Annotated in this window: 18 protein-coding genes and 1 pseudogene; 13 read left to right on the forward strand and 6 right to left on the reverse strand. The window is 71.8% G+C overall.

Annotated features, from left to right (window positions below; genetic code table 11):
• Positions 1-3: 3 nt before the first annotated feature.
• From IE207_RS14135 to IE207_RS14150, 4 genes are all read right to left on the reverse strand, one after another.
• The gene (locus IE207_RS14135; protein ID WP_190184499.1) at positions 4-1,422 is read right to left on the reverse strand and encodes a cellulase family glycosylhydrolase; all 1,419 of its coding nucleotides are present in this window, start codon (positions 1,420-1,422) and stop codon (positions 4-6) included.
• Positions 1,423-1,580: 158 nt separating this feature from the next.
• Entirely contained in the window at positions 1,581-2,477 is an 897-nt protein-coding gene (locus IE207_RS14140) for a hypothetical protein (RefSeq protein WP_190184500.1), read from the reverse strand.
• Positions 2,474-3,487 (reverse strand): SPFH domain-containing protein, encoded by a 1,014-nt coding sequence (locus tag IE207_RS14145; RefSeq protein ID WP_190184501.1) that lies wholly within the window; start codon positions 3,485-3,487, stop codon positions 2,474-2,476. Before IE207_RS14145 ends, IE207_RS14140 begins: the two co-directional genes overlap by 4 nt.
• A gap of 230 nt (positions 3,488-3,717) precedes the next feature.
• A complete protein-coding gene (locus IE207_RS14150; protein WP_190184502.1) occupies positions 3,718-4,194 on the reverse strand; it encodes a cupin domain-containing protein in 477 nt (158 codons plus the stop codon).
• 509 nt (positions 4,195-4,703) lie between these two features.
• On the opposite strand from IE207_RS14150, the gene IE207_RS14155 reads away from it, so the two are divergent.
• The 5 genes and pseudogenes from IE207_RS14155 to IE207_RS14175 all read left to right on the forward strand — a co-directional run bounded on the left by IE207_RS14155 (position 4,704) and on the right by IE207_RS14175 (position 12,532).
• Positions 4,704-5,588, forward strand: coding sequence for a hypothetical protein (locus IE207_RS14155; RefSeq protein WP_308433596.1), 885 nt, complete (start codon positions 4,704-4,706; stop codon positions 5,586-5,588).
• A 291-nt stretch (positions 5,589-5,879) separates the two neighbouring features.
• A complete protein-coding gene (locus IE207_RS14160) occupies positions 5,880-7,691 on the forward strand; it encodes a C40 family peptidase (protein ID WP_190184503.1) in 1,812 nt (603 codons plus the stop codon).
• A 28-nt stretch (positions 7,692-7,719) separates the two neighbouring features.
• On the forward strand, positions 7,720-9,288 hold the full coding sequence (locus tag IE207_RS14165) for a transglycosylase family protein (protein ID WP_190184504.1): 1,569 nt from the start codon (positions 7,720-7,722) through the stop codon (positions 9,286-9,288).
• Between the two features lie 43 nt (positions 9,289-9,331).
• Complete coding sequence (locus IE207_RS14170) at positions 9,332-11,491, forward strand: FG-GAP-like repeat-containing protein (RefSeq protein ID WP_190184505.1); 2,160 nt, start codon at positions 9,332-9,334, stop codon at positions 11,489-11,491.
• Positions 11,492-11,653: 162 nt separating this feature from the next.
• Positions 11,654-12,532: pseudogene (locus IE207_RS14175) on the forward strand (sigma-70 family RNA polymerase sigma factor).
• Positions 12,533-12,548: 16 nt separating this feature from the next.
• Here the strand turns inward: IE207_RS14175 and IE207_RS14180 are convergent.
• A complete protein-coding gene (locus IE207_RS14180; RefSeq protein WP_190184506.1) occupies positions 12,549-13,109 on the reverse strand; it encodes a rhodanese-like domain-containing protein in 561 nt (186 codons plus the stop codon).
• Positions 13,110-13,653: 544 nt separating this feature from the next.
• On the opposite strand from IE207_RS14180, the gene IE207_RS14185 reads away from it, so the two are divergent.
• The 8 genes from IE207_RS14185 (at position 13,654) to IE207_RS14220 (ending at position 22,918) form a co-directional block, all read left to right on the forward strand.
• Entirely contained in the window at positions 13,654-14,769 is a 1,116-nt protein-coding gene (locus IE207_RS14185; protein ID WP_190184507.1) for an LLM class flavin-dependent oxidoreductase, read from the forward strand.
• Positions 14,766-15,665 (forward strand): ABC transporter permease, encoded by a 900-nt coding sequence (locus IE207_RS14190; protein WP_373304709.1) that lies wholly within the window; start codon positions 14,766-14,768, stop codon positions 15,663-15,665. Before IE207_RS14185 ends, IE207_RS14190 begins: the two co-directional genes overlap by 4 nt.
• A gap of 73 nt (positions 15,666-15,738) precedes the next feature.
• On the forward strand, positions 15,739-16,782 hold the full coding sequence (locus IE207_RS14195) for a taurine ABC transporter substrate-binding protein (RefSeq protein ID WP_190184509.1): 1,044 nt from the start codon (positions 15,739-15,741) through the stop codon (positions 16,780-16,782).
• Positions 16,769-17,575 (forward strand): ABC transporter ATP-binding protein, encoded by an 807-nt coding sequence (locus IE207_RS14200; RefSeq protein WP_190184510.1) that lies wholly within the window; start codon positions 16,769-16,771, stop codon positions 17,573-17,575. Before IE207_RS14195 ends, IE207_RS14200 begins: the two co-directional genes overlap by 14 nt.
• 297 nt (positions 17,576-17,872) lie before the next feature.
• Positions 17,873-19,270, forward strand: coding sequence for an MFS transporter (locus IE207_RS14205; protein WP_190184511.1), 1,398 nt, complete (start codon positions 17,873-17,875; stop codon positions 19,268-19,270).
• A gap of 51 nt (positions 19,271-19,321) precedes the next feature.
• Entirely contained in the window at positions 19,322-21,250 is a 1,929-nt protein-coding gene (locus IE207_RS14210; RefSeq protein WP_190184512.1) for a helix-turn-helix domain-containing protein, read from the forward strand.
• A 52-nt stretch (positions 21,251-21,302) separates the two neighbouring features.
• Positions 21,303-22,220, forward strand: coding sequence for a MurR/RpiR family transcriptional regulator (locus IE207_RS14215; protein WP_190184513.1), 918 nt, complete (start codon positions 21,303-21,305; stop codon positions 22,218-22,220).
• Between the two features lie 314 nt (positions 22,221-22,534).
• Entirely contained in the window at positions 22,535-22,918 is a 384-nt protein-coding gene (locus IE207_RS14220) for a hypothetical protein (RefSeq protein ID WP_190184514.1), read from the forward strand.
• A gap of 46 nt (positions 22,919-22,964) precedes the next feature.
• Here IE207_RS14220 and IE207_RS14225 read toward each other — a convergent pair whose 3' ends face one another.
• Positions 22,965-23,705, reverse strand: coding sequence for a class I SAM-dependent methyltransferase (locus IE207_RS14225; RefSeq protein WP_190184515.1), 741 nt, complete (start codon positions 23,703-23,705; stop codon positions 22,965-22,967).
• Positions 23,706-23,731 lie beyond the last annotated feature (26 nt).

Genomic DNA, 23,731 nt, shown 5'->3' on the forward strand with positions numbered 1-23,731 from the left:
GGGCTACCTCGGGCTGATCGTGACCTGGTACGTGGTTCCGCTCCTGCCGTGGGTGCTCACAGTGACGGTTTGGCCATGGCCGTCCCACGTGGCGTCGCGGCCCTGGAGCGTGACGCGGTAGCCGTTCGGGTAGGTGTCCCTCGGCACGGTGATCTCGGTGGGTCCGGCGGCGTTGTCACGGGTGCGGAAGGTGAGGGTGTAGGTGCGCGTGGCGGGGTCGTACGCGAAGTTGAGCGGGTCACCCGCGACGGCCCGCGCGTAGGGCTGGACGAGCAGCCGGGCGTTGGGCTTCACCGCGCCCGTCTGGTCGAGGAAGCAGTAGCCGCCGCCCCGGCACCACTGCCACCACGTCCAGCCGCTGGAGAAGCGGTCCAGGGAGGCCGTCATGTCGGTGACGAACCGGCTCGCGTGCGGAACGTACGGGTTGCCGCCCCACTCGCCGACGATCACCGGCATGCGGTGACGGGTCGGGTAGTCGCTGATCGCCGCCTCGTAGGCCTGGATGAAGGTGCCATCGGGGTCGTAGTCACCGCCGGTCTCCATCGCGGTCTCGTAGAAGTGCGGCGCGTACCCGGCGTGCGGGTCGTCGATGTGCCCCATCCGGGTGCGGGCGCCGAGACCGACGATGACGGTCGGTTCGACGAACACCCACGACTTCCGGTCGACGAGACGGACCGCCCGCGCGAGGCGGTTCCACATCTCCGTGAGCTCGCCGGCCTCGAAGCGGGCCGCGGCGGCAGGGAGGTCTTCGCCCTCGAGGATCCGCGCGAACGGCTCGTTCATCAGGTCGTAGCCGAGCAGCGCGGGGTGCCCGCCCAGGGCGGAGGCGACCGTCGTCCACATGCGGGCGTGCGCGGTGCGGAGGTCGGTGTCCTTGTACAGGTGGTCGAAGGCGGCCTGTACGGACGGCTCGAAGTACTCGGAGAACCAGTCCTCGGGTATCGGCCGGAACGGCAGGCCCTCGTCGCGCGTGGCCCAGGCGGGCACCCCCCGGGAGCCGAAGTGCGGTCCGTACACGTCCTGGTGGGCGTCGAGCACGACCTTGACGCGGTAGCGGCCGGCCCAGTCGAGGATGCGGCGCATCTTGGCGAGGTATCCGCGGTCGTAGTGCCCGGGCGTCGGTTCGAGGTCGTCCCAGAAGAACGCCAGGCGCGCGAGGTTGAACCCCCGGGCGGCCATGTCCTTGAGGTCGCTCTCGTGGATGTCGGCGAACGCCTCGGCGCCCCGGCTGCTCTTGTCGGCGAGGTTGAAGCCGCGCCACTGCAGCGCGCGGCCCTGGCCGTCGGTGGTGAAGGTGCGGTCACCGATGGTGACGCGGTCGGGGGCCCGGTCGGGGTGGGCCTGTGCCTGCGCGGGGAGGACGCCGAGCAGGAGGGCTGCCACGCCGAGGGCGACGGGGGCGAAGCGGGAGGTCCGGCGCATGCGGGAGACCCCTTCGAGGGTAGCGTTTCTGACGATCCATCACGTGCCGGTCGGATGTTACTGACCAGTGAGGCAAGTTCCCATCGTTTCGCTGGAGTTGTTGACGGGACTTGCCGCTGCGCGGACCTCCCTGCCGCGAGGCCGGCCGGGCGGGGTGCTCACGTCAGCAGGCGCAGCGCTGTCGCCGCGATGCCCAGCCGTACGCTCTGACCCCAGGTCAGCTGCAGGGCATCCGCCTCCATGCCGTCACCGAAGACCACCATCCGGTCCGACTCCACCGTCAGCCACAGCCCCTCGCGCTGATCCAGATGGCCGCAGACCCTCGAGGTTCCGGTCGCGGGCGACGGCCAGGCTTCGCGGACGAACCACAGGAGTCGGCGGTCCGACGGTGCGGGCAGCTGCGCCGTGCTGCCGCGTTCGAGCCACAGGGAGCGCAGCCAGCCGGTGGCGCCGGTGCCGGTGCCGACGAGTACGCCGGAGGACGCCTGGGCCTCGCCCGGACCTTCTTCGCCGTCGCGGCCCAGGCGGTAGCGGGCCGTCTGGTGGCCGGGCGAGCCCAGGTAGATCTCGTTCAGCGCGAGGAGGCGCTGGGTGTCGTCGGCAACGGCCTCGACCATGGTCAGGTCTTCCGTCGGCCCCCCGCCGGCCGCGGCGCGCAGGAGGGCAGCAGTGTCAGTGCAGCGGTGACGGACCAGGACTCCGGGGTTGCGTCCCGGGTCGGTGTCGATGCCGACCACGGGCTGTCCGGCGAGGTACTTCGCGGTGTTGGCGACCAGGCCGTCCTGCCCGACCACGACGACCACGTCCTCCGGCGCGAACAGGAAGCGGTCCAGGTCCGCCCGTTCCACCTGGGAGCTGCGCCAGGTGAGCGGCACCGCCGCCGCCACCTCGCGCAGCGCCTGCCGGGTCCGGTCGTGGCGGCCGACCACGTCGTCGATCGAGCGGCCCCGGCTGGAGAGGAAGAACGCCGCCTGCCCGTGCGTCCCGTGCCGGTCGACCAGCTCCTCGTACTCGGTCCTGCGGTGCACGAGCACCGCCCGGGGTGCCAGGCTCACGCGTCCGCCCCGGCGTCCGGGCGCCCGAGCCTGCCGAGGAGGCCGGTGAGGACGTCCGGAGTGAGCGTGATGCTCTCGACGCGCGGCAGGTTCTCCGCCAGCCGGGTCGCCGCCAGGGCGTACAGCGTGCCCGCGCCGGCCTCGTCGTGCACCTGCAGCCAGGAAGCCTGAGCCTCGGCCCGTGCCGACCCGGCCTCGCGTGCCGCTGCGGCGTCCGCCCGGGCCAGACGGACCTTGCGCTCCGCCTCGGCCTCGGTCCTTACGCTGTCGGCCGCCGCCTTCTCCTGCGCCTCGCGACGGGAGTTGACGCCCCGCTGCTCGATCAGCTGCTCCTCGCGCCGGGCCAGTTCGATCTGACTGGCCAGCTCGTTCTCGGCGATCGCACGCTCCCGCTCGACGGCGACGGCCCGCCGTTCGTAGGTGGCCCGGTCCGCCTCCTGCTGGATCTGCTCACGGGCCGGTGTGCGCAGGGCGCGCTCCACCTCGGCCTCGGGCCGGATCGCGACGACACGTACGGCCACCACGTCGATGCCGGTGTCCGGGAGCCGGGGCTCGGCGGCGAGACCGGCGGCGACGCTCTGCCGTACGGAGGCGACGCCGTCCACCAGGGCCACGGCCAGCGGGGTCCGGGCCAGCACGTCCAGCGCGTGCTGCTGCGCGGTCTCGGTGAGGAGGGTGGAGATCTGCTCCAGGGGCGCGCCGCGCCAGCTGCCGCTGTCCGGGTCCACGGAGAAATCGAGCCGGTCCGCCGCCGCGGCCGGGTCGCTGATCCGGTAGGTGACGGTGGCCTGCACGGTGACGTCCTGGAAGTCGGCCGTACGGGCGTGGAACGCCATGGCCAGTTCCCGGTCGTCGACGGGCACTTCGGACAGCGCCGCCGACAGCGACCGGTACCAGAAGCTGAGCCCACGGCCGTCGTGGACGAGGCGGCCGCGCTTGTGGTGGCGGATGTGGGTCGTGGGCGCGGAGCGCAGGTGACGCCAGCCGAAGCGACGGGTGATGTCGGCCATGGTGAGAACCCCCCTTGATTTCGTCACCATGACGATAAACGGCCGACTCGTATATCGTCAAGAGGACGAAAAGGGGCCTTCCCGGACGGGATCCGCGGCTTGGCACAAGGCCGTCGTATCCGCCGTGGCCCGCATGCCGGAAGTCGGTACGGTGCCGGCGTCCACTCCACAGCAAAGCCCCAGGTCAGCGACCTGGGGCTTGCGCGTTTTCGCGTGCTCCCCGCTGGGGCTCAGGCGTGCTTGTCCGCGGGGTGGCGGGTGGGCTGGACCGACCAGGCCGGGGGTTCGTCGTTGCCGGACTCCTCGTCGCGTTCCGCGTCGGCGAAGGTTGCGTGGATCTTGCCCGGGGCGTGGTGGACCGGGGCGTAGACGGCGTAGAGCTGCATGGGCTCGTCGCCGATGTTGGTGACGTTGTGCCACGTGCCGGCGGGTACGAAGACCGCCCAGCCGTCCTCGACCTCCTGGTCGAAGTCGAGGCGGTCCTTCGCACTGCCCATCTGAACGCGGCCGCGGCCCGCGTCGAGCCGGAGGAACTGGTCGGTCTCCGGGTGTGCCTCCAGGCCGATGTCCTCGCCCACCGGGATCGACATGAGGGTCAGCTGGAGGTACTTCCCGGACCAGGCCACCGAGCGGTAGTCGGTGTTCTCCAGCGTCGCCTGCTCGAGGTCGAAACTCTGAGGTTCGGGCCCGATGTCCTTGATGGTCATGCTTCACTCCCGGTCGACGGAGGTGGTACGCGTTCGGGCGCAGGTTTTGCGCCGGGCCAACCCTTCCAGACTCACGGGGATGTCAGGGCCCGACGCGAGCGACACTCGAGCCGGTCGGTCACGGGCGCCGGGACGCCGGGAGGGGGACGCGCCCCAGCCGCGCAGCCGGGCGAGGGCCGGGCGGGAGTCTCACGCCGTGTCCGACCGCGCCCCGCTGCGGTCCAGGACCGTCGATGGCAGCCCTCGGCTGACGGCTGAGGAGGATGCAGCGGCGCTGTCAGGGGGTGCTGGCAAGATCGCGGACATGCACTCTGCACGTATCACTCCGCCGCGGCCGGTCGACGTCGCCGCGCTCTTTCCCGAGCTGGCACCGTTGGCGCGGCCGGCCATCCGGCTGCATCCGCGGCCCGGTTCCTCCCAGGTGTCCGAGAGTTCCGTGGGCGGGTCCCCTGCTGTGGCCCTCCGACGAGCCGTGGCCGCACTGCGACGGCCCGCACCCCGGCACCGGTGTGTCCGCCCACCCCGCGCAGGTACGGCTGGAGCGGCGCAGACGGGCCCGGTTGCACGCGGATCCGCGCGGCCCGCAGTACACCCCACAGGAGCAGGCACTCAAGGCGCACCACGACGCGGTGTTCACCGAGCGCCTCCAGGCCGACCTTCCGCCTGCCGAATGCCGGGTTCCCATGCTGCCCGTGGCGCAGTTGTACGTGCGCGACGTACCCCTGCTGCGCCCGCCCGGCGGGGCGGACCTTCTCCAAGTGCTCTGGTGCCCACACGATCACGCTCCCCATGGGAAGCCGTCGACGGCACTGTTCTGGCGGTCCGCCGCTGACGTCGTGGACGTCCTCGCCATGCCCCCGGAGCCGTACGAGGCGGACTATCCGGGCTATGCGCCGCAGCCGTGCCGACTGACGCCGGAACCGACCATCGACTACCCCAACAGCCTCGAACTGAGCCCGCAGACGCGGCAGGCCTTGGGGGACTGGAGCAGGTGGCAGGCAGCCGGCGCGGCGGTGGACAGCTCGTACGCGGCCTACCCGTGGGAGTTCTACGACACCGAACTGGCCGTCGCACCCGGCTGGAAGGCGGGCGGCTGGGCCCCGTGGGGCCGTACCGACCCCTGTCCCCAGGACTGCGGCGCCTGTGGCGCCCAGATGGTCCCGCTGCTGACCATCGCCTCCTTCGAATGGGACGGCGGCCCGGGCAGCTGGGTGCCGTACGCGGACCGAGCCGCCGCCGCAACCTCACACATCGCCGGCCAGAACCCGGCGCAGCCCACCGGAGTCGAAAATCGGCAGCACCGACAACCTCCAGATCTACGTCTGCCCCACGTCCCCGGAGCACCCGCACACCGACCTGGTCCAGTGAGCCGAAGCACCGCTGGAGGGTCATGACCGTCGAATGCCCGGTCCGGGGCCGGCCGCCGCGTCCTTCCGGCCGGACAGAAGTCGGAGGGTCGTCCGGTCGGCGGCGGCCTCACCGTGGTGGCTCACCGCCCGAGGAACCAGCGGGACCGGTCCGGCCTGCCACATGAGTCCGCGAACGTTTCTTCGTGATCCTGTTACCCGTCTTGCCTCGCACTCGTCAGTGAGATGACGGCGGTTGCCGTCACCGATGCGTGAAGCAACGGCAGAAATCCGAGGCACCGAGCTGCGCCGAAGGCTGCCGCCAACCATAAGGCTGACATGAACACATCCGGAATATCTCGTTCGTCGAACGTCGCGGCGGCGCTGACCACCGCCTTCGCGTTGGGGGTGGTCGGGCTGACCTCTCCCCTCGCCCACGCCGCGTCAACCCCCGCCCCCGCTGCCGGCACCACCTCCACCGCGGAGGACTACCCCAGTTCGGGTCAGGGCCCCACCTCGCCCGGTGTCGTGGCGGCAGCCCAGGCGGCAGCCCAACCCATCACGCGCAGCGAGGTTCTGCAGCGTGCCGCCACCTGGGTCGGGCTGGGGCTCCCGTACAACATGGACGGCTCCTACCAGGGACGTCGGACCGACTGCTCCGGTTACGTCTCGATGGCGTGGGGGCTGGCAGCCCCCGGCCTGGCGACCCCGGAATTCGTCCCCTCGGGTGTCGCGCACGCGATCACCAAGGACGAGCTGAAGCCGGGTGATGCGCTCAACAACAAGAACCCCGGCAGGTACGGGCACATCGTGCTCTTCGAGAAGTGGGCCGACGCCTCGAAGACCTCATATTGGGGTTACGAGTTCAACTCGTCCGGGGTGCATCACCACGTCATTCCCTATGCCTACTTCTCCCGTTCTTCGGAGTACCAGCCGATCCGGCTCGACAACATCGTGGACGACGAACAGACGTCGGCTGTCGAAGACGGTTCGCGGGTGAAGGGCGATTTCGACGGTGACGGCCGCGATGACGTGGCGGTCCTCTACGACTACGGCCGCCAGGGCGAGCGGAGCCACTCGGGTCTGTGGACCTTCACCAGCAACGGCACCGGCTTCAACAGCCCGCGGAAGGTCTGGGACAGCGGATCCGACAGCTGGAACTGGGCGTCCAGCAAACTGACCGTCGGCGACTTCAACGGCGACGGCAAGGCCGACATCGCCGCCCTGTACGACATGGGCCGCACGGACGACGGCCGCAACCGCACCAAGCTGTTCACCTTCACCAACAACGGCGACGGATTCAACGCACCCGTCAAGGTCTGGGACAGCCTGGAGGATGCGGCGGTCAAGAGCTGGAACTGGTCGGCCGGGAAGCTGAGCGCCGGTGATTTCAACGGCGACGGCAAGACCGACGTCGGCATCCTCTACGACTACGGCGCCACCGACTCCGGCAACCGCACCGGACTGTGGACCTTCACCAGCACCGGCAACGGCTTCACCAGCCCCAAGAAGACGTGGGACAGCGAGGGCGACGCGGTCAAGAGCTGGAACTGGTCGGCGAGCAAGCTGAGTGTGGGTGATTTCGACGGGGATGGAAGGGCCGATGTCGGCGTCCTCTACGACTACGACCAGACCGACAGGGGCAACCGTTCCGGGCTGTGGACGTTCACCAGCACGGGCAGCGGATTCAGCAGCCCCAAGAAGGTGTGGGACAGCGAAGGCGACGCGGTCAAGAGCTGGAACTGGGACGTCAGCAAGCCGGTCGCCGGTGACTTCAACGGCGACGGCAAGGCCGACCTCGGTGTCCTGTACGACTACGGTCCCGATGAGGGCGGCAACCACACCGGGCTTTGGACGTTCACCAGCACGGGCAGCGGATTCAGCAGCCCCAAGAAGGTGTGGGACAGCGAGGGCGACCCGGTCAAGAGCTGGAACTGGAACGCGAGCAAGACCGTGGCCGGCGACTTCAACGGCGACGGCAAGACCGACGTCGGCGTGCTCTACGACTACGGCAGGACGCATGACGTCAACCGCAGCGGCCTGTGGACGTTCACCAGCACCGGCAACGGATTCAGCGGTCCCCGCCTGGGTTGGGACAGCCAGACCGACGCGGTGAAGAGCTGGAGCTGGGCCGCCAGCAAGGCCGCCTGAACCACCCCACCCACCGGAGAGACAGAACGTGAAAAGGCATCAGCACGACAACGGACGGCGCGCCCTGGCCTCGGCAGCGGTCGCGGCCGTCTCGGGCCTGGCCCTGGCCCTCTGCTCCCCCACCCAGGCGCAGGCGGCCTCGGTCGCCACCTGGGAGAAGCTCGCCCAGTGCGAGAGCAGCGGGGACTGGGCGTACAAGGGCCGTTACCACGGCGGCCTGCAATTCGAACCCGATACCTGGGTGGCGTACGGGGGTACTGAATACGCCCCGTACGCCTACCAGGCCACCAAGGAACAGCAGATCAGGATCGGGGAGAAGGTGCTGGCCGGCCAGGGCCTGAGCGCGTGGCCGAACTGCTGGCGGCAGGCAGGGCTGGATGAGGACCACGCACCGCCTTTCCCCGAGGTTTCCACGAGTCAGGAGGATTCCGCGGACCGGGCTCGCGGGGACTTCGACGGCGACGGCCGTGACGACATCGCCGTGCTGTACGACTACGGGCGTGACGGCGGGGTGAGCCGTACGGGGCTGTGGATCTTCAGCGGGTCCGCGACGGGCCTCACCGGTCCGCGGAAGGTGTGGGACAGCGCCTCGGACAGCGCCACCGGCAGCTGGAACTGGGCGGCGAGCAAGATGACCGTCGGCGACTTCAACGGCGACGGCAAGGCCGACATCGGCGTCCTGTACGACATGGGCGAAACCGAGGACGGCCGCCACCGCACCAAACTCCTCACCTTCACGAGCAACGGCCGCGGCTTCAACGCACCCGTCAAGGTGTGGGACAGCCAGGACGACCCCGTCAGGAGCTGGAACTGGGCCGCGAGCAAGCCGGTCGCCTCCGACTTCGACGGCGACGGCAAGACCGACCTCGCCGTCCTCTACGACTACGGCCGCACGGGCGACGTCAACCGCACCGGACTGTGGACCTTCACCAGCACCGGCAACGGCTTCGCCGGCCCCCGCCTCGTGTGGGACAGCGCGCGCGATGCCGTCAAGAGCTGGGACTGGTCCCGCAGCAAGCCGACGGTCGGCGACTTCAACCTCGACGGCCACCCCGACATCACCGTCCTGTACGACAACGGCAGGACGGACGGCGTGAACCACACGACGCTGTGGGCGTTCACCGGCAACGGCACAGGGTTCGACAGCCCGACGCAGCTGTGGACGAGCGGCCGGGAGAGCTGGAGCTGGAGCGCCAGCAAGCCCCTCTCCGGGGACTTCGACAACGACGGCACGACCGACGTCGCCGTGCTGTACGACATGGGCCGCTCCGACGACGGGCGCAACCGCACCAAGCTGTTCCTCTTCCTCGGCGACGGCCGCGGCTACGAGGCCCCGTTCAAGGCCTGGGACAGCCAGGACGACCCGGTCAAGAGCTGGAACTGGTCCGCGAGCAAGGCCGTGGTCGGTGACTTCACCGGCGCCGGGCTGCCGGCGGTGGGCGTGCTGTACGACTACGGCCTCACCGACGGCGTCAACCGCACGGGGCTGTGGACGTTCCCGAGCGCCGGGCGCGGGGTGTCCGGGCCGAAGAAGGTCTGGGACAGCAAGGACGACGCCGTCAAGAGCTGGCGGTGGGGAGCCTCCAAGGCCGGCTGAGCAGGAAGGCCGACGTGGTTCCCGCAAGACGAAGGGACGAGGAATGAAGAGAACGGCCAAGGGGAGGCGCACGGCCCTGGGGGCCTCACTGCTGTGCGCTCTGTACGCCGGTGTGCTCGCGGGGCCCGCGGCAGCCGCCCCGGAGGGATTACCGGCCCCGCCGGTCACACGGGCCGCGGCGGCCGCGCAGCCCCGGACCTCGCCGGCCTCCACGACGGGGCTGCTGACGGAGCCTCAGCTGCGCGTGGTGTCCTGGAACATCTGTGGTGAGGCCGGGGGTGTCCGCGGTGAGGCGGGGTTCTGCGCCTACCGCAACGAGCCCCAGCAGAAGGTCGACCAGATCGCCCGGGTCGCGGCGGAGCACGACGCCGACGTGATCATGCTCCAGGAGGTCTGCGGGCAGGCTCCGGGAAGTCACATGGAGCGGCTGCGCGCGGCCCTGGGCGCCGGCTGGTCCATCGAGCACGCCAAGGGAGCCCGGCCGGACGGGACGACGTACTGCCGGGGCGGGCTCAGCGGAGAACTAGGCGTGGGCATCGCGGTCAAGGGGCGGGTGACCGAGGTGAGCGCGGTCAACACCGTCCCGGCAGGGGGTGACGGGCAGACACTGCCCGTCCTGTGCGTACGCGTCGAGGGCTGGTCGTCCAGGGTCTGCACGACCCACATCCTCGCCGACCCGTCCGATCCGCGGCGGGCGGGACAGATCCAGAACGTGAAGAACGCGATCTGGGCGGACCGCAACCGGGTGGTCCTCGGCGGCGACTTCAACATGTTCCCCGGCAGCCCGGGGCTCCAGCCGATCGCCGAGGCCTTCGACGAGTGCGACAGCAGGGCGTACGGCGACGGGGACGAGGTCAACGAGCCCACCCACCACAACTGGACGGCGCAGGCCGGCCACGTACTGCGCAAGCGCGACCACATCTTCGCCTCCTGGACCGAGTCGGGCACCCCGTTCACGGCGTGTGACGTCGACCGGTCCCGCATGGACACCACCGAGAACCGCCCCGACAGCGGGCCGCCCGACGGCTACTCCGACCACGCCCCGATCATCGGCTACCTCAAGGCCGCCCCCCACGCCGAGGCGGCAGGTGACTTCAACGGCGACGGCAAGGCCGACCTCGCGGTGCTCAGCGGTCAGGGCAGGTCGCCCGACGGGCGCAACCAGAGCAGCCTGTGGCTGCTCTACGGCACCGGCTCGGGCTTCACCGCTCCGCGCCGGGTCTGGGACAGCGGCACGGACAGCTGGAACTGGACGGCGAGCGCGCTGACCGCCGGCGATTTCGACGGCGACGGAAAGGCCGACCTCGGCGTCCTGTACGACTACGGCCGGACCGCGGACCGGGGCCGCACCGGACTGTGGACCTTCAAGGGAACGGCGCAGGGAGTGGAGGCGCCCCGCGAGGTCTGGGACAGCCAGAACGACACCACGAACCCCGACTGGGACTGGAGCGCCTCCAAACCGGTGGCGGCGGACTTCGACGGCGACGGGCGCACCGACGTGGGCGTCCTCTACGACTACGGCTCCTCCGGCGGCAGCAACCGGACGGGACTGCGGGTCTTCACCAGCGCCCGCACCGGCACCGGCATCGGCTTCAAGAACCCCCGGCTGGTGTGGGACAGCCTGCAGGATCCCGTCAGGAGCTGGAACTGGGCCGCTAGCAAGCCGGTCGCCGGGGACTTCGACGGCGACGGAAAGGCCGACCTCGGCGTCCTGTACAACTACGGCCGGACCGCGGACCGCAACCGCACCGGACTGTGGACGTTCACAGCCACCGCGAGCGGCTTCGGCCGCCCCCGCCAGGTGTGGGACAGCGGCACCGACAGCTGGAACTGGGCCGCGAGCAAGCCCGTCACGGGAGACTTCGACGGCGACGGAAAGGCCGACCTCGGGGTCCTCTACGACTACGGCCGGACCGCGGACCGGGGCCGCACCGGACTGTGGACCTTCTCGGGTACCGCGAGCGGCTTCGGCGGCCCGCGCAAGGTCTGGGACAGCGCCGACGCCGGTGACAGCTGGAACTGGGCGGCGAGCACTCCGACGGCCGGCGACTTCAACGGCGACGGGCGAACCGATGTCGGCGTCATGTACGACTACGCCAACGCGCCCAACGGTGTGAACCGGACGGGGCTGTGGACGTTCACCAGCCGGGGTACGCACTTCGACGCGCCCCAGCAGAACTGGGACAGCAGCCTGCCGGGCTGACAGCCCGCAAGGGGGTCGGGGTCTGCGGAGATCCCGGCCCCCTTCGTGTCGTCCTCCGCCGGGTCGGCCGGTCCGTCCGGGTTACTGCAGAGGAATCTGTTACCTCGGCCCGTCCGGATCCGTCATCACCCATGACCGAACGGATACGAGGAAGGCAACGACATGACCGACAGCGGCACCTTGACCCCGATAGCCGAGGCCTTCGAGTCCCAGCGGGACCGGCTGCGCGCGGTCGCCTACCGCATGCTCGGCTCGCACGCCGACGCCGAGGACGCCGTTCAGGAAGCATGGCTGCGGCTGTCCCGTCAGGACACGGGGGCCATCGACAACCTCGCCGGCTGACTGACCACGGTGGTCGGCCGGATCAGCCTCGACGTCCTGCGGTCGCGCCGGGCCCATCCCGCGGCGTCCTACCAGGACCGTCTGCCCGAGCTCGTGGTGACGCTCGACGACGGCCCCGCGCCGGAAGAGGACGCGGTGCTCGCCGACTCGGTCGGGCTCGCGCTCCTCGTCGTCCTCGACTCGCTCCGGCCGAGCGAGCGGCTGGCGTTCGTACTGCACGACCTGTTCGCCGTGCCGTTCGAGGAGATCGGCACGATCCTCGGCAAGTCCACCGCTGCCGCGAAGATGCTGGCCAGCCGTGCCCGCAGGAAAGTACGCGCGACCGAGCGGCCGGCGGGACTCGGGCCAGAACAGCGGCAGATCGTCCAGGCCTTCCTGACGGCGTCCCGCGACGGCGACTTCGAGGCACTGCTGAGGGTGCTCGACCCGGAGGTGAGGCTGAGCGTCGACACCCCCGCCGGGGAGATCGTCGTCCTGGGCGCCACCAAGGTCGCCGCCGGCGCGCAGCTGGGCGCCAGTGGGGTCAAGCTGGGACATGCGGCGTTCGTCAACGGGCGTCCGGGCCTCGTCTGCTGGAACGAGGACGGCTCCCCGCTGTCGGTCCTCGCGTTCACCATCACCGACGGCCGGATCACCCACGTCACGATCCTCACCGATCCGGCCAAGCTCGCGCTTGCCGACCTGCCGGCCCCGGCGTGAAGCGGTTGCCGGCCGCTCACCGCCCCTGCGGGTCGCGAGCGCGATTTCCGCGCCGGTTGAGCGGCAGGCGCGCGAGCAGTACGGCCATTGCGCAGGTGTCGGTGACCGCGGAGAAGACCAGGCCCGCCGCGATCGCCCCGGACAGCAGCTCGAAGGCCGGGTGGACGAGCAGCCCGAGGATCAGGCCGAGCAGCACGATGCCGCCGGCGGTGAAGCGGACCTGCCGCTCCATCGCCCAGACGGCCCGTACACGGCCGGCGGGCCGCTGGAGCGGATGCCCGGCGGCCGCCCAGGCCCGGGTGCCGCCGCTCAGGCCGGAGGCGGCGATGCCGTGGACGGCGAGCTCCGTGACGGCCTTGTCCGAGCGGGCTCCGGAGGCGCACACCACGAGCAGGGGTGTCCGCTCGGCGGCCGCCCGCAGTTCCGGGACGCTCCCCGCGAGCCGGTCGAGGGGCACGTTGAGGGCATCCGGGAGATGGCCGGTGGCGAACTCGCCCGGAGTGCGGACGTCTACGACGGTCAGCTCACCCAGGCGCGGCTGCGCCTCGGCGACTGCGATGGCATGGGGAACGGTCATGGCGGAACGCGTCCTTGCGGAGGGGGGAGGAGGGGAAGGGGAAGGGGAAACGGGCGCGTGATGCGCCGGGTGCGGGCCCTGCCGCGGATACTAGGCACTGCGAACGCCCCCGTCCGGGACCTCGCGCGACCGCCACGCGTTCGCCATGCTGCGGCAACAACCCCGCGGCCCCGGCCGCCGCGGCGGGCGGGGCCGCCGTAGCGACGGGTCTCGGGATGCGGAACGCAATGGTCCACCCCTCGGACGCCGCTTGCGCGCTCCGGAGCCGCCCCGACAGGATGCGGCCATGGCCCCCGTACTCGTATCGCGTCGTCACGTAGATCTGCTGCGTGTTTCGACCATGCTGTGTCGGGCCGGCTTTCCTCGTGCGCACGGCTGTTGATCCACAGGTCCGCTGAGGACCAGGCGGTCCGCCGCTCCTGATCCCGCACGGAACAACCGCGCCCCTTCGCGCGTCCTTCCGTCTTCCCCTCTGCTCGCGTACACGTGTCCTCTCCCCTCGATGGTGGCGCGTGCCGTGCTGCTGTTTCGACGAGGTCCCCTCATGCCGGAAAACCCCCTGCTGCTCCACTGGTTCCTGCCCACCGGCGGGGACGGCCGCGATCCCGGCGGTGTCACCGCCGTCCAGGGCCGTACCGGAACCGCCACCCGGCGGCCCGCGGACGTCCCGTACCTGACCCAGGTGGCCCGCGCCGCCGAGCAGGCCGGGTTCCACTCGCTGCTCACTCCCGTGGGGCTCGGCTGCGTGGATCCCTGGATCCTCACCGCCGCGCTCGCGCAGCACACCACCCGGATCGGGTTCCTGGTGGCGTTCCGCGCCGGATTCGCCAGTCCGACCCTGCTCGCCCAGCAGGCCGACGCCTTCCGCCGGTTCGCGGGAGGCAGGCTCGCGCTCAACGTGGTGACCGGCGGCGATCCGGCCGAACAGCGGGCGTACGGTGACTGGTTGGAGCACGACGCGCGGTACGCCCGGACCGAGGAGGTGATGACGGTCCTGCGCACCCTGCTGGACGGCAAAACGGCCGACCACCACGGAACCCACCTGCGGATCGCAGGCGCCCGGCTCACCGAGCCGGAACTGCGCCACCCCGTGCCCCTGTACTTCGGCGGGGCCTCCCCCGCCGCCGAGGAGGTCGCCGCGCGGCAGGCCGACGTACAACTGCTGTGGGGCGAGCCGCCCGCCGCCGTCGCCGCACGCATCACCCGGCTGCGGGAGCGGGCCCGGACGGCGGGCCGCACCGTCCGGTTCGGCCTGCGGCTGCACGTCATCAGCCGGGACACCGCTGCCGAGGCCTGGTCCGAGGCGGACCGGATCCTCACTGGGTTCGACCCGGAGGCCGTACGGGCGAGCCAGGAGCGGTTCGCCGGCATGGACTCCACCGGGCAGGCCCGGATGACCGCGCTGCACGGCGGGGTCGCGGACGCCGGCCGCCTCACGGTGGCGCCGAACCTGTGGGCGGGCATCGGCCTGGTCCGCGAGGGCGCCGGGACCGCATTGGTCGGCTCGCACGACGAGGTGGCCGCACGGCTCGCCGAGTACCGCGCCCTGGGCATCGACGAGTTCGTCCTCTCCGGCTACCCGCACCTCGAAGAGGCCTACCGGGTCGGCGAGGAAGTGGCCCCGCGGCTGCGCGCCCTGACCGGGGCGGAATCCCGGTGACCGCTCCCACGACGACGACGGCGGCATCCGGTCCTGACCGGCCCCCGCAACCCGTCCCCGAACCGGCCGGTACCGGGGCCGTGGCCGATTCCCCCCGACGGGACCGCCTGCGCGAAGCCTTCCGGTGGGGCGGGCTGCGGCTCGTCGCGCTCGCCGTACTCCTCGCCGCCTGGCAGGCGGTGGTCTCCGCCGAGGTGTGGCCGCGGGTCCTGGTTCCCTCGCCCGGCGATGTGTGGCGGCAGTTCGTCCTCGCCTCCACGGTGCACGACGGGGTGCGCGGCTACGGTGGCCATCTGCTGATCGAGCATCTGGGCGTCAGCCTGGGCAGGATCGGCACCGGCTCCGCGTACGCCGTACTGGCCGGGGTGCCGCTGGGGCTGCTGATCGGTACGGTCCGGCCGCTGGCCGTCGTACTGGAGCCCGCGGTGACGTTCCTGCGGACGCTGCCGCCCCTGGCGTACCTCTCGCTGCTCGTCATCTGGTTCGGCATCGACGAGGCCCCGAAGATCTGGCTGCTGGTCATCGCGGCGCTGCCACCGATCGCCGCGGCCACCGCTGCGGCCGTACGCACGGTGCCCGGCCAACTCGTCGAGGCCGCACGGGCGCTGGGATCGGGGCCCACGGCGCTGCTGCTGTCCGTACGGCTGCCCTGCGCGCTGCCCGAGATCCTCACCGGTGTCCGCATCGCCGTCGGTGTCGCCTACACCTCGGTCGTCGCGGCGGAGACCATCAACGGTGTCCCCGGCATCGGCGGCATGATCCGCGATGCGCAGCGCTACAACCAGACCGCGCTGGTGATTGCGGGCATCCTCGCCATCGGCCTGTCCGGGATCGTGCTGGACGCGCTGCTGCGGCTCGTCGAGCGGATCGCCGTGCCGTGGCGCGGCCGCGTCTGATTCCCGCCCCCTTCCTCCCGTTCCCCTTCTTCCCTCTTTCCTTCGTCGTCCGACCTCAGACCGGAGATCGTCCATGCCCGCACGTCTGTCCCGCCGCACCCTCCTGCTCACCGCGGCCGTCGCCCTGACGGCCTCCGTCACCACCGCCTGCGGAGGCGACGGGGACGCGGCCGGCGGATCCTCGGGGCGGACCACCGTACGGATCGCCTACCAGGCGATACCCAACGCCGACCTGGTGGTGAAGAACCAGCGGCTGCTGGAGCAGGCCCTTCCCGAAGTGGACGTGAAGTGGGTGAAGTTCGACTCCGGTGGCGACGTCAACACGGCCGTCATCGCCGGGTCGGTCGACCTGGGGCTGGCTGGGTCGAGCCCCGTCACCAAGGGGCTCTCCGCACCGCTGGACATCCCGTACAAGGTGGTGTGGATCCACGACCTGATCGGGGACAACGAGGCGCTCGTCACCAAGCCCGGGATCGGTTCCGTGAAGGACCTGGTGGGCAAGAAGGTGGCCACTCCCTTCGGGTCGACGGCCCACTACTCACTGCTGGCCGCGCTGACGACGGCGGGTGTCGAGCCGTCGTCCGTGCAGACCATCGACCTCCAGCCGCAGGACGCGCTCGCCGCGTGGAAGCGCGGGGACATCGACGCCGCCTACGTGTGGACGCCGACGCTGAGCGAACTGACCAAGGACGGCAAGGTGCTCGTCACCAGCCGTGAACTGGCCAAGCAGGGCAAGCCGACGGCCGACCTGGGCGTGGTGACGAACGCGTTCGCGGCCAAGCACCCGGACGTGGTCACGGCCTGGATCAAGGCGCAGGACACGGCCGTCGCACAGGCGCGTACCGCACCGGACCAGGCCGCGAAGTCCATCGGGGCGGAGCTCGGGCTGCCGGCGGAGGAGGCGAAGCGGCAGCTGTCGGAACTGGTGCTGCTCAGCGCGAAGGAGCAGACCGGACCCGAGTACCTGGGGACTCCGGGCGCCCCCGGCAGGCTCGCGGCGAACCTGCACGACGCGGCCGTGTTCCTGAAGGGGCAGAAGGCGGTCGACTCCGTTCCGGACGAGGCGGTCTTCGGGCGGGCGCTCGCGGTGGAGGAGCTCGGCCGTGCCGCGAACTGAAGAGCCTGACACGCGGGCCGCGGTCGTAGAGCTGGCGGGCGTGTCGGTCCGGTACGGGTCGGCGAAGGCGCCGGTGACGGCGCTCGACGGGGTGGACGTACGGATCCACGCCGGCGAGTTCGTCGTCCTGGTCGGGCCGTCCGGCTGCGGCAAGACGAGCCTGCTGCGCGTGGTGGCGGGCTTCGAGCGGCCCGCCACGGGCCGTGCCCGGGTCCGGGGCTCGCTCCCCCGGCCGGGCGCGGGGGCGGGGGTGGTGTTCCAGCAGCCCCGCCTGTTCCCTTGGCGCACGGTGGGCGGGAACCTCGCCTTCGCGCTGGCCCGGCTGGGCGTGCCGCGATCCGACCGGCCCGGCCGGATCGCCGAGCTTCTGGAACGGGTGGGTCTGCCCGGGATGGCGGGCCGGCGGACGTGGGAGCTGTCGGGCGGTCAGCAGCAGCGGGTGGCGCTGGCCAGGGCACTGGCCGCGGAGCCCGAACTCCTCCTCATGGACGAGCCGTTCGCCGCGCTGGACGCCCTGACCCGGGAGCGGCTCCAGGGGGAGGTGCGGGCCTTGGCCGGGCGGCTCGGCACGACGGTGCTGTTCGTGACGCACTCGGCGGAGGAGGCGGTGCTGCTGGGCTCCCGGGTGCTGGTCATGGCCGCGGGGCCCGGCCGGGTGGTGGCGGAGCTGCCGGTGGACCTGGCCAGGGGGCCCGGCACGGACGTGTCCGCGCTGCGGTCCTCACCCGAGTTCGCCCGGCTGCGTGGCCGTCTCGCCGAGATCATGCGCCGCGGAGCCGTCCCCGGCCCGTGACGGCCGACCTCGGCGCCGGCGAGGTCCGTGCGCCCCCGCCGTGGGTTGCCCGTGTGCCGGCGCGCGTGTGGCCGCATGTCGGCACCGGGGTGCCGAACCGCAGCAGGGTCGGCATGGTCGGCAGGAGTGGGATCGCGGCCTGCGAAGGACCTCCAGCTGCGCTGCCCAGGCGGTATGGGTGGAGTGCACACCCGCGAGGCGGGAAGTGTGGTTGTGGCCACCATGTGCCACTGACCTGGGCGTTCCTATGGTGTGGCGACACGGAAACGTCCCCGCCCCCGTCCGGAAGTGGTACTCATGGCCGCCTCTGCCACACCGTCAGCCCGCCCCGGGAACATCAAGAGAGTCGTCGCCGCCAGTCTCGTCGGGACCACCATCGAGTGGTACGACTTCTTCCTGTACGGCAGCGCCGCCGCGCTGGTGTTCAACAAGCTGTTCTTCCCGACCGCCGACCCGCTCACCGGGACGCTGATCGCCTTCGTCACCTACGCCATCGGCTTCCTGGCCCGCCCGCTCGGCGGGGTCGTCTTCGGACACTTCGGCGACAAGGTCGGGCGCAAGAAGCTGCTCGTGCTCAGCCTGTTGCTGATGGGTGGCGCCACCTTCGCGATGGGGCTGCTGCCGACCTACGCGGGGATCGGCGTCGGGGCGCCGGTGCTGCTGACGTTGCTCCGGCTGGTGCAGGGCTTCGCGCTGGGCGGCGAGTGGGGCGGCGCCGTGCTGATCGTCTCCGAGCACGGCGGTGAGGAGCACCGGGGGTTCTGGGCCTCGTGGCCGCAGTCCGGCGCGCCCGGAGGCAACCTGCTCGCGACCGGGGTGCTGGCGCTGCTGGCGTCGGTGCAGTCGGAGGAGGCCTTCCTCGCGTGGGGATGGCGCATCCCGTTCCTGCTGTCGGGCGTGCTGGTGGCGGCGGGGCTGTGGATCCGGATCTCCGTCTCGGAGTCCCCGGTCTTCCTCGCCGCGCAGGCCCGGGCCCGGCAGGAGGAGGGCGCGGGCAAGGAGAAGGCGCCCGTGGTCGAGGTGTTCCGCAGGAGCTGGCGCGAGGTGCTGACGGCCATCGGTACCCGGTTCGGGGAGAACATCTCCTACTACGTCCTGACCTCCTTCCTCCTCGTCTACGTCACCACCCACCTCGGGCTGCCCAAGAGCAGCGCGCTCAACGCCGTCCTGATCGGTTCGGCCGTCCACTTCGTCGCCATCCCCGCCTGGGGCGCGCTGTCGGACCGGATCGGCCGCCGGCCGGTGACGCTGATCGGCTCGGTGGGCATGGCCGTCTGGGCGTTCGCCTTCTTCGCCCTCATCGACTCGCGGTCGTTCGCCGTCATCACGGTGGCGGTCACCGCCGGTCTGCTGCTGCACGGGGCGATGTACGGGCCGCAGGCCGCCTTCATCTCGGAGATGTTCGACACCGAGGTCCGCTACTCCGGTGCCTCGATGGGCTCCCAGCTCGCCTCGATCGTCGCGGGGGCGCTGGCCCCGGTCATCGCCGTCGAGCTGCTCAAGGACTACGACTCCTCCCTCCCCGTCTCCGTGTACCTCTGCGGCGCGGCCTTGGTCACCACCCTGACGGTGGCGTTCGCGAAGGAGACCCGCGGCCGGAACCTGGCGGCGATCGGCCACGGTCCGGCGGTCGCCGTCCCCGGGCAGCGGGCCGCCGCCGGGGCGGCCCGGGCGTCCGACGCGGCCCGGCCATGAGGCCGGGGATTCCGGCCACCCCCTCGGAGGCCTGACGGAAGGGCTGTCAGCATGGGCCGCGTGAACGATGCCCCCAGCCCCCGCCCGCCCCTCGACAACCCGGTGGCGTCCGCACTGCGCACGCTGCTCGGCCTGCTGGCCGAGGGGGCGCCGGCCGAGCGGTTCGCGGCGGCCGCCGGGGAGGTCCGTACCGGCGGCGCCGACCCGGCGGACGTCGCCTTCGTGGAGGACGCCACGCGGGTCGCGCTCGACATCAGGCGGACCCTCGGCCAGCACCGGCGCCGGGAGGCGGAGTTGACCGCCTTGTTCGACACGGCCGGGGACCTCGCAGCCCTGCGCGACCTGGACGCGGTACTGCGGGCGATCGTCCGGCGGGCCAGGACCCTGCTGGGGACCGACGTCGCCTACCTCACCCTCAACGACCCCGTGGCGGGCGACACGTTCATGCGCGTCACGGACGGCTCGGTCTCGGCCGCGTTCCAGCAGCTGCGCCTCGGCATGGGCGAGGGGCTGGGCGGCCTCGTGGCGCAGACGGCCCGGCCCTACGCCTCCAGCGACTACGGGTCGGACGGCCGGTTCAAGCACACCGCGGCCATCGACCGCGGCGTCGGCGAGGAGGGGCTGCGCGGCATCCTGGGCGTCCCGCTCCGCGTGGGGACGCGGGTGATCGGCGTGCTGTACGCCGCCGACCGGGCCGTCCGGGCCTTCGCCCCCGACGCGGTCGCGCTGCTGTCCTCGCTCGCCGACCACGCCGCCGTGGCCATCGACGGCGCGCGGCTGCTGGAGGAGACCCGGGCCGCGCTCGTCGAGCTGGGCGGGGCCAACGAGACGGTCCGGGCCCACAGCGAAGCGATGCGCCTGGCCACCGAGACCCATGACCGGCTCACCGATCTCGTGCTGCGCGGCGGTGACGTGGGCGATCTCGCGCGGGACGTCGCGGCCCTGCTCGGCGGCGGGATCGTGGTCCATGACGCCGACGGCACCGAACTGGCCCGGGTCCGCGCCGAGCCCCTCGCCGCGCCGCTGCGCGGGATCGCGGACTCCCGTACCGGCGGGCGCGCCGTCGCCGTGGACGGCGTCTGGGTCTGGGCCGTCATGGCGGGCCCCGAGCTCCTCGGCAGCGTCGCCCTGACGGGGCGGCCCGGCCTCACCGACTCCGACCGGCGCCTGTTCGAGCGGGCCGGCCTGGTCACGGCCCTCCTGCTGCTGCTGCGGCGTTCCATAGCGCAGGCCGAGGACCGGGTGCGCGGCGAACTCCTCGGCGACCTGCTGGCACCGGAAGGGGCGGGCCGGGTCCACGACGGGGCGAGCCGGCGGATCCGGGCCCGCCGGCTGGGCCTGGACCTGTCCCGGCCGCACGCGGTGCTCGTGCTCCAGTGCGATCCGGGGATGCGGGCGCGCCTGGCATCGGAAACGGCCCGCAGGGCGCGCGCCGCCCAGGGGCTGTCGGGCGTGCACCAGGGGCTCGTGGTGATGGTGGTCCCGGCGCGGCGCCCCGGGGACCTGGCCCGCTCGCTGGCCGCCGAGCTGGGCTCCGCGCTCGGCGCCCCGGTCACGGTGGGGGGCGCCGGTCCCGCGGAGCGGCCGGGCGCGCTGCCCGCCGTGTACGCGGAGGCCCTGCGGTGCGTCGAGGCCCTGCACACCCTCGGGCAGCCGGGCCAGGGCGCCGGCCTCGCCGATCTGGGGTTCCTGGGTGTCCTGCTCGGCGACCGCGCCGATGTGGGCGGCTACGTCGAACGGGTGCTGGGCCCCGTCATCGCGTACGACGCCCAGCGCGGGACCGATCTCGTCCGTACGCTGGACGCCTACTTCGCCCACGGCGCGAGCCTGTCCAAGGCGAAGGAGGCCCTGCACGTCCACGTCAATACGGTGGTGCAGCGACTGGACCGGATCCGCCGGCTCCTCGGCGACGACTGGAACGCGCCGGCTGCCGCGCTGGAGCTCCAGCTGGCCCTGCGTCTGTACCGTCTGACCTCGTGACTCACCGGTGAGCTATGTTTGATCACGAGTGGCATGAGAAGGAGGCCCGTCGGTGTCATCGGGGCAGCAGGAACGCGCTCAGGCGGCCGCCATCACGCCGGGTGGGCAAGCCGCGGAGCACGAGCGCGCCCCCGCCGACCGGGTCCGGGCGCTGTTCGACGGGCACCCCCTGTCCCCCGGTCAGCGGCGGATCGCCCAGTATCTGATCGACCACCTCACCGAGGCCGCGTTCCTCTCGATCACCGATCTCGCCGAGCGGGTCGGGGTGAGCCAGCCGTCGGTGACCCGTTTCGCGGCGGCGCTGGGTTTCAGCGGCTATCCGGCCTTGCGCGAGGTGTTGCAGCCGATCGCGCTGAACGCCGTCGCGGGCCAGCAGGAGAGCCGGGAACAGATCCGCCACAACGAGCTCCAGGCGGCGGTGGACGCGGAGATCGAGAACCTGGAGAACGTGCGCAGGCTGCTGGCCGACACGGATCAGATCCTGGACATCGGCCGCGACCTGGCCCGGTCGGTCCCCCTCACCGTGCTCGGCCTGCGCATCTCCGTCTCCCTCGCGGAGTACTTCGCCTACGCGGCCCGGCGCATCCACCCCGACGTGCGCCTGGTGACGGGCGGCGGCAGCGTCGCCTACGACGCGCTGCTCCAGGCCCGTGCGGCGGGCGGCACCTGGGTGCTGGCCTTCGCCATGCCGCGGCACGCCAAGGAGACCCTCGCCGCGGTGCGGACGGCCCGCAGCGCCGGCCTGCGCGTCGCGCTGATCACCGATCCGACGCTGGGCCCCCTGGTGGAGGAGTCGGACGTGGTGCTCACCGCCGGCACCGGGTCGCGGCTGGTGTTCGACTCGTACGCGGCGCCCGGGATGCTGTCGGCGGCCCTGTTGCAGGCCATGGCGGACGCGGACCCGGAGCGGACGCAGGCGCGTCTCGAAGGGTATGAACAGGCCGCTGACCTGCACGGTTTCTTCCTCTAGGGCGGAAGCGGGCGCTCCTTTTCCGGATAGGAACGTTCACGTGAGAGGCGCATGAATTTTTTCATACGCTTGCTTACTCGACGGTATATATGTTTACTGAGGCGCGGCCGGAATCCACCAGATGCCGGGGAGAGCGACCCCACGCCCTCCCGAGCGAGCACCCAGCAGCGAGCGACTCCTCCTCACGCCCGCTTCCGGGTACCCGATCCGGGCTTTCGGATCCCGTAGACCGCCGTGGCGGCCTCGATCAACCCCTGGATCGAGGCCGCCCACCCCTCTCGATCAGAGTTCGACACCACTCGGAAGCGACGAGAATGCCCCAGACGGCCTCTGCCACCCTCAGCCCGGACTGGCCCTGTCAGGTCAAGGCCCCCGGAAGTCACGACTGGGAACGCACCGCCATCCGCTGGCTGCGCGACTTGCTGCCGGCCCGGTACGCGGCCTACTCGTCGTTCAACCGCCACCCCGTACTCCTGACCCGGCACGCCCGTATCCAGCTCCAGCACGAGATACGCGCCGTGCGGGTCGCCCTGGAGACCTGCCGGGCCGAACTGCCCTCGCTGGGCGTCGCCGAGTCCGTCATCGAGAACACCATCCGCATGTACGCCGTCGAACTCGACCAACTCGCCCGCCTGGCCCGGGGCGTCCGCCTGATCACCGACGCCCTCCTCGTCAACGGCGCACCCCGCCGGCGCTAGGGCCCGTCCGGCGAGGGGATGCCTGCACGTCCCGGCGCGGCGGAACTTACGGCTTGTGGGTTACCCAGAGCAGTTCCGCCGGCCAGCGGTGTGCCCAGTCGGGCGGGTCGGTTTCGTTGTAGCCGTTGGGTGTGCCGGGTCCGGGCCGCGGCTCGATGAGGTCGTCGATGACGAGACCGGCGGCGCGCAGGACCTTGACCCAGTCCCCGTAGGTGAGCTGATAGCTGGTCGCGCCGTCGCCCTCGGCGATGGCGTGCAGCCCGAAGTAGTCCTGCTGCAGCGTCGTGGTCACGCGGCCGGCGGCTTCGTCGTAGCAGGCTTCGAACCATGGGCTGGCGACGTTGAACACCAGGCGCCCGCCTCGGGCCAGGACGCGTGCGGCCTGCGGGACGGCCAGGTGCGGGGGCGCCCAGCTGAGCCCGCCGAAGTCGCAGAACACCAGGTCGAAGATGCCGGCGGCGAAGGGGAGTTGTTCGGCGGCGCCTTGCACCAGCGGGTAGCGGGCCGCTCCCATCGCACGGCCCGCTGCGGCGAGTTGGGCTTCGGACAGGTCCAGCCCGACCACGGTGGCGCCCTCGGCGGCGAGCGCCCTGGACCACTGGCCGGCGCCGCAGCCGAGTTCGAGGACGCGCTTGCCCGTGACGTCGCCCAGGGCGTGCAGGTGTGCGTCGGGGATGGAGTACATGCCCCACAGCCGGGGCCGGGCGCCGATTTGCGGGTCGTGCTCGTGCTGGTAGGCGCTGCTGATCCGGTTCCAGAGCCGCCGGTTGGCGGGGATGCTGTCCACGTGCCGACTCCAGCACTGCCGGCCGG

It is taken from the genome of Streptomyces cirratus, from assembly GCF_014650775.1.
Classification (GTDB): Bacteria; Actinomycetota; Actinomycetes; order Streptomycetales; family Streptomycetaceae; genus Streptomyces; species Streptomyces cirratus.

Excerpts from the sequence above, each read along its gene's own strand:
- IE207_RS14135 (WP_190184499.1), bottom strand. The coding sequence starts at position 1,422 with ATGCGCCGGACCTCCCGCTTCGCCCCCGTCGCCCTCGGCGTGGCAGCC.
- IE207_RS14145 (WP_190184501.1), bottom strand. The coding sequence starts at position 3,487 with ATGGCCGACATCACCCGTCGCTTCGGCTGGCGTCACCTGCGCTCCGCG.
- IE207_RS14150 (WP_190184502.1), bottom strand. The coding sequence starts at position 4,194 with ATGACCATCAAGGACATCGGGCCCGAACCTCAGAGTTTCGACCTCGAG.
- IE207_RS14160 (WP_190184503.1), top strand. The coding sequence starts at position 5,880 with ATGAACACATCCGGAATATCTCGTTCGTCGAACGTCGCGGCGGCGCTG.
- IE207_RS14170 (WP_190184505.1), top strand. The coding sequence starts at position 9,332 with ATGAAGAGAACGGCCAAGGGGAGGCGCACGGCCCTGGGGGCCTCACTG.
- IE207_RS14180 (WP_190184506.1), bottom strand. The coding sequence starts at position 13,109 with ATGACCGTTCCCCATGCCATCGCAGTCGCCGAGGCGCAGCCGCGCCTG.
- IE207_RS14185 (WP_190184507.1), top strand. The coding sequence starts at position 13,654 with ATGCCGGAAAACCCCCTGCTGCTCCACTGGTTCCTGCCCACCGGCGGG.
- IE207_RS14195 (WP_190184509.1), top strand. The coding sequence starts at position 15,739 with ATGCCCGCACGTCTGTCCCGCCGCACCCTCCTGCTCACCGCGGCCGTC.
- IE207_RS14205 (WP_190184511.1), top strand. The coding sequence starts at position 17,873 with ATGGCCGCCTCTGCCACACCGTCAGCCCGCCCCGGGAACATCAAGAGA.
- IE207_RS14210 (WP_190184512.1), top strand. The coding sequence starts at position 19,322 with ATGGGCCGCGTGAACGATGCCCCCAGCCCCCGCCCGCCCCTCGACAAC.
- IE207_RS14220 (WP_190184514.1), top strand. The coding sequence starts at position 22,535 with ATGCCCCAGACGGCCTCTGCCACCCTCAGCCCGGACTGGCCCTGTCAG.